Consider the following 6,256-nt stretch of genomic DNA (forward strand, 5'->3'; position numbering starts at 1 on the left):
CGATTGCCCTGGATAATAAACCTACATCGGCGGCTTGCTCCAGAAGAGCTCGTCGAGGCTCTGCTGCCGGGGCTTGCCAAGCATCGATTTGAAGTCAAAATTCAGCGCGGCAAGCACCTGGTCAAGCGTAGACTCCATCGTCTCCAGGTACTTCTCGATGTCTATCTCGTCGGCATTGGCAAGCTCTACCGGCTTGACGCCATCGCCCGTCTTTGTCTTCACGTACGAGATGATGTCGCCTGCCTTGATCTCGCGGCCCTTGTCAGACAGCAATCTTGCAGCCTTGATGTGCTGCGGGAGTCCCTTGAAAGTCTCCACCGGCGCGGCCTTGCCGTCGACGGTCTTTACCGAGTCCACCTTCTTGCCGTACGAGCTCAGGGACTTGTTTATCATGACGTTGAAGGTGAGGTTCTGCATGGGGATCGCGTGCGACTCCAGGTTCTTGGCGTCGCGCTGAATGATGCTCTTGATGCTCTCACGCGCGGTCTCAAAGTCCTTCTGCGAGTTTACCTTGCCCAAGATTTCAAGGATCTCGTAAAAGGCGTTGCGTATGAAAGGCGGCGTGTGTGACTTTTTGCCCGTCAGGCCCTTTACGTCGACGGTGCCGTCAGGCAAAACACCGAGATAGTTCTTTTTCAAGTTAGAGAAAACGACGTAGCGGTATTGCTTGTCTATTTCGAGGTCGACCCCTAGGTTGTCCTTTGCCCACTCCATCACCTTGTCTATTGCTTCGTGCGACGGCTCCTTGAGGAAGAGACTGTCAGTGTCAGAATACACCACCTCGATGCCAAGCTCTTTGCACTTATTGATCGTCGCGTGTATGGTGTTCCTGCCAATGGCTGCAGTTGCGTCGGCGACTGGAAGACAGTACAGCGGGAATATCTCTGCGCCCATGACCCCATAGCTTGCGTTCAAAATGACCTTGATAGCCTGGCTTACGACGTTGTAAAGCTGGCGCTCCTCCGGCGGGAGCGTCTTGTCCTTTGACAGCTGCTTGTAGTAGCTGACGCGCAGGTCGCGAAGCGACCCTATCAACAGTGACGAGAGCCCTCTGCGCAGCTGGCACACCCAGTGGGTCGTGCCCTCTATCCTGCCTGTCAGCTTGCACGAGTCGTGGACGCAGTTTATCGTTTCATACGAGAGATTATGGACCTTGATTATGCTCGGGTACAGGCTCGCAAAGTCCAGCACCACGACGTTAAAGTGGATGCCCGGCGTCGGCTCGACCACTTCGCCTCCGCGGTATTTCTTCTCCTTTATCACGGCGGCAGTCGAGGCCGTGCCCTTTTCTTCTAGCTCGTCGCCCCGTGGTATCAATTCATTGCGTTGCCTGTGCTCATAGTAAAGTATCCCCCTGATCCACTGGTTGACGCCAAAGCGAGCGATGTCGTCGACTGACAGCCTGCCAATCCTTGCGATGACTACGAGCAGCTTCATGAGCAGGTTGTCGCCAAAGCTGGTGAGCCGGAAAGTCAGGTCTGCGTCCTTCAAGCAGTATTCTGCAAGCTTTTGCATTGGGAGGTCGCTGATATCGCCATCAAACTCTATCTTCGAGTCCTCTAACAACGCCTCGGATATCGCGTTTAAAGTGAATTCCGTGTACTTTCTCGAAAAGGCGTAGATCTGTATCGAGCGGTTCTGGAGTGTCCTGAAAAGGTCAATGTGCACGCCGTGGCGTATCCCCACCGGCTCGGCCTGCATGCCGTGCTTGATGAAAGACTCTTTCTTGATTACCATCGGCACCCGGTCTTTTGGTATCGCCCTGCCTTCCTTCGTGTCGATCCTTGGGTCCTGAGACCTCGCATAAAGGTAAGGAAGGTCAAAGTCGTCGCCGTTAAAAGTCAGGATTATCGGGTATGAATTGATTATCGCAAACGCCTTTTCCAGGAGCTCCTTTTCCGTCTTGCAGACTTCGGCCTCCTTGATGAGTGGTTGGCCATTGTCGTTGACGTTGTCGCCAAGGACCAGAACCTTGCGTAGCCCGTCGCTTGCGGCAAAACCCACCGCGCTCACGCGCCTGTCGTGCTCGCGGGCCGTGGGCATCCTCCCCTCCTCGGTCTCGACCTCGATGTCAACAGCAACCCTCCTCAGTTCGGGGATGGGCTGGTTGAGCAGGTTGGCCCAGTTGGTGACGTATTGCCGGTATTCCTTGCCGGCCTCGCCCTCCTCCTTTATCTTGTCCCATATCAGGCTCTTGAGCTCAAACTCGACCTTCTCGGTTATCTGGTACATGTGGGACTCTATCTTGTCGCCACGCCGGATGTAGTATAGTCCGGCTATCAGCCCGTTGTCATAAAGGTAGTTTTCATGGTATTTTATGTCGGCCTCCCAGCACCTCACCTTCTCGCGGATGCTGCCGTCAGTGCCGCCTATCGAGAGCGGGTCTGGCGCCGATATCTTTAACACATCAATTTCTTTGTCGGCGATGACGTCCTTTTTTCTGACGCGCTCGACCGTGTACTTGGGCTCTTTTGCAACTATGGCGTCGACCAAGTCCGCATACTGGGACTTGCTGTAGCAGTACGGCCTGTGGCCCGTTCTATCGCGCCAGTGGTAAATGACGTGCTCGCTTGGGTCGTAGAATTTCAGGTACACCTTTCTTTCCTCCCCGGAATAGATAGCCGAAAGTAGGAGCGCAGGCCTCCCTTCAGGGATCTCCGGTAGATCGTCGTACCTCTTTCTCCTCTCCGCGACTTCCTGCTGCGCCAACTTGATTGAAGCTGGCAAAGTATCGTATTAAACGTTTTACGATGCTTGCAAGCGTTAATAGTTGCCCCTGCACCCATGACAATTGTTGTACCGGGTCGCGATAATAGGCGGGGGCGTGCTTGGGACTTCGATAGCGTACTTTCTCTCGGGTCAAGCCAGCGACCCGTCCTCAATCGCCCTGATAGAACAGGAGCGCGACATTGCAAGGCACACGAGCAGCAGGAACACCGGCAAGGTACACGCGCCGTTCCTGTACGACCCTGTCAAGAAAAAGATGTTTGCACGGGCCGCGTCGCTTGGCTTTGAAATGTGGGAAAAGTTTGCAAAGGAAAAGCGCCTGCCCTTTGTGCGCGACGGCGTATTAGAGGTGGCGCTTGACGAGAAGGGCATCGACAGGTTGCAGAAGTACATCGCTTGGGGCGAGGCTAACGGGCTTGAAAAGCATGAACTCCGCTTTCTTGATAAAAAACAGGTCGCGGAGATGGAGCCAAACGTCATGTGCGAGTCGGCGATATACTGTTCAAAGGACGGCTCGGTCGACTATGGCTCTTTTACAAAGGCGTTCCTGCAGGACCTGAAGTCGTTTGGGTGCTCTGTCCTTCTGGGTTGCAAGGTGACAGGGATCTCGCGCAGGGGCGCATACGCAATATCTACAGGGCAGGGCGAGCTGGAGGCAGAGTTTATCGTAAACGCGGCCGGTGGAAACGCGGTGGACATAGCACACTCAATGGGCGTGGCAAAAGAATACACGGACCTGCACTTTAGAGGCGAGTACTGGCAGGCGCCTGAGAAATATCATGATCTCACAAAGCTTTCGATATACTCCGTGCCAAGGCACCCCGAGTACCCCTTCCTCGATCCTCACTGGATAGTTAGGGCCGACGGCAGGCGGGAGGTGGGGCCAAACGCCGTGCCCGTCTTCGGGCCGTACGCTTATGGCCTTGTGCGCAACCTTGCCGACATGATACCCAAGATCATAGAGTCGTCAAGGACGGGGGCAAGAAAGATTGCGTTTGACAGGCAGTTCCTGTCGCTTGCAGGCGCAGAACTGAAAAGCTCGCTTTCCAAGACTGCTATGATAAACAGGGTACGGGAATTCCTGCCCGCGATCAAGCCTTCTGCATTCACGAGCAGGGGCACCGCCGGGATACGCTCGTCGGTGGTGGACAGCACGGGCAGGTTCGTCCCCGACACGTTGGTACTGAAAAGAGACTTGTCGCTACACGTCCTGAACTACAACTCGCCCGGCGCAACCGGGGCGCTCCCGATGGCGGCAGCGATAGCGACGCAGCTTGTCGAAATGGGAGCTCTGCCAGTTAGCAAGGCAAGGACGCTCTGGGATCCTGCAGAAATAGCCGGCAGGATAGACAACGATCGTTTTTAAATAACCATGGCTCAGGTATGCTGAATTTACTTGCTTAAGGAGGTATACCTTGACGCCCTGAGGAACATGGAGAAAAAGGTCTCGAAAATAAAGGACGCAAACCACCAGAAGATAATCTCAGAGGCATCGTCGAGGTGGATAGCCTACGAGCCGGCGCAGAAAAAATGCGAGTCTGCCGGCGTGGATAGTAGCTGGAACAAGCGCGCGTTCCAGGGCCTTAATCTGTATGTCATTGACGCGGTCGCAGTTACGAGTGCAAACAAGATTCTTGCAACACAATTTGAAGTCGAGCTTGCTGACTCTGCCCGGCGCGATTCGCTAGAGTCAAAGGCTATGACGATGGAGGCGTCAGTCGCGCAAAAGGCAGCAGAGAAGAAAGAGGTCGATGTCATCTGCATCGACGGCTCGCTCGTAGCAAGGACCGCCGGCAAGAGCCTCGCGATTGCCGTCGACATGGTCAGCAAGTACGGCAGTTCTGTCTTCATATCGAAAAGCTCAGAGAGCAGAGCGCAGTTTGGCTCGCTTGACTCGCGGGCCGGCGACATCTACTACTACAACCACGCAAGCAGCCACGCGGCGGGTTTCAGCACGCCTGTAGAAATCAAGTCAGAGTTTGCGCGCATCGTCGAAGTCTATGCCAGATTGAAGGAGCACACGCCGATGGTGAGGATTGAGATATTGGGGAGCGCAGGCGAGCATGAACTAAGGGGCCTTTTGAACAAGTTAAGCTACCACAGTGTTGGAGGCTACCCACACTGCCTAAAACTTGCCCACAACAATTGCAAGGTGAGCAATGAAGATATAGACAAGCTTGTGAGCATATTCAGCTTGCAGCATGAACAAGGGGAAAGGGATGCGCTGAATGAGTGACAGCCCTGTAGGGATACTGGTCGGCCGTGCCCGGCCCGATGAAGTGACGTTTGAGTCAAAGAGACCGGTGAGTATCGGCGAGTACGTCGTACTGGAATACGGCGGCAGCAAGGTCATCGGCCTCATAGAACGCTCATCCATAACAAGCGGCACGCTGGGCGACGATATTCACAGTTACGAGGAGGCGTTTGAGAGCAGGCAGGTGGCGGCGGAAAACAAGCGCGACAAGAGCTACAAGGGCACGGTGCGCATACTGGGTTATCTCGATTCATTGAAAAAGGGCAGGGCCATGATACCTGCCATACCGGCCGAGCCGGGCACCGAAGTCCACGAAGCGACAACAAAAGACCTTGCCGCGATATTTTCGCCTTCAAGCCCCGACTGGATAAAGGTGGGGACACTCTTGCGCAATCCTGAAGTCGATGTAGGCGTGAACATCAACAAGGTCGTGTCAAGGCATTTGGCCATACTTGCGATGACAGGCATGGGCAAGAGCAACCTCGTCTCGCTCCTGACAAAAGAAATCTCTGACATAAACGGGACGATGGTGGTATTTGACTACCACGAGGATTACACCTTCCTTGACATCCCAAACAGCAACATGATGGACGCCCGGATTAACCCGCGATTTCTGTCTACAGAAGAGTTTGCGGAGGTAATCGAGATACAGAAAAACGCTTCAAATCAACTGCACGTTCTGCGCATGGCTTTCACGGGCGACGTAAAGAGGCTCAAAGACGATGACTTTTGGAACGCGCTCGTCGACTCCGCGGCCGACGCGGGAAAGGAGAAGGGCTACAAGGAGGCGTCAGAAAAGGTGGTGGACAAGATAGAGGACGCAAGGAAGCGCTTTTCAAAGATCCTTGACGCCGGCCTTGCAGACCCGCTTGCGCTGATAAAAAACGGCAAGATAAACATTATCAACCTTGTCGAGTTGACTGAGCGGCAGGCCAACATAGTGGTGTCGTTCTATCTGCAGGAACTTCTAGAGGACAGAAAAAAGGGCAGGAGCGGCGGAAAATCTGACCCACGCTTTCCTGCGCCCGTGCTTGCGGTTATCGAGGAAGCTCACGTCTTTATACCCAAGGGGGAGGAGACCGAGACGAAATACTACGCGTCAAAAGTTGCCCGGGAGGGCAGGAAATTCGGTCTCGGCCTCGTCATAGTGTCCCAGAGGCCAAGGAGCATCGACGCTAACATACTGAGCCAGATGGGGTCTCTTGCAGTCATGCGCATGATCCAACAAGACGATCAGGCGCAGGTGGCCTCTGCAAGCGAGGCTTTGAGCCGGGA

At 54.5% G+C, this 6,256-nt stretch carries 4 protein-coding genes; 3 read left to right on the forward strand and 1 reads right to left on the reverse strand.

The annotated features are described in order from the left end of the window. Nucleotides 1–21: 21 nt before the first annotated feature. Nucleotides 22–2,709 carry a DNA-directed DNA polymerase I gene (locus VGA14_RS04835; RefSeq protein ID WP_331002620.1) on the reverse strand — a complete coding sequence of 896 codons (2,688 nt, stop codon included), beginning with the start codon at nt 2,707–2,709 and terminating at the stop codon, nt 22–24. 85 nt (nt 2,710–2,794) lie between these two features. Here VGA14_RS04835 and VGA14_RS04840 point away from each other — a divergent pair, with 85 nt between their 5' ends. From VGA14_RS04840 to VGA14_RS04850, 3 genes are all read left to right on the forward strand, one after another. Beyond that, nucleotides 2,795–4,093 carry an NAD(P)/FAD-dependent oxidoreductase gene (locus VGA14_RS04840; protein WP_331002621.1) on the forward strand — a complete coding sequence of 433 codons (1,299 nt, stop codon included), beginning with the start codon at nt 2,795–2,797 and terminating at the stop codon, nt 4,091–4,093. A gap of 30 nt (nt 4,094–4,123) precedes the next feature. Further along, nucleotides 4,124–4,963 (forward strand): DNA double-strand break repair nuclease NurA, encoded by an 840-nt coding sequence (locus tag VGA14_RS04845; protein ID WP_331002622.1) that lies wholly within the window; start codon nt 4,124–4,126, stop codon nt 4,961–4,963. Beyond that, the coding region (locus VGA14_RS04850) for an ATP-binding protein (RefSeq protein ID WP_331002623.1) at nt 4,956–6,256 on the forward strand (1,301 nt) is incomplete at its 3' end. The genes VGA14_RS04845 and VGA14_RS04850, both read left to right, overlap by 8 nt.

The organism is Nitrososphaera sp. (assembly GCF_036397675.1).
GTDB lineage: Archaea > Thermoproteota > Nitrososphaeria > Nitrososphaerales > Nitrososphaeraceae > Nitrososphaera.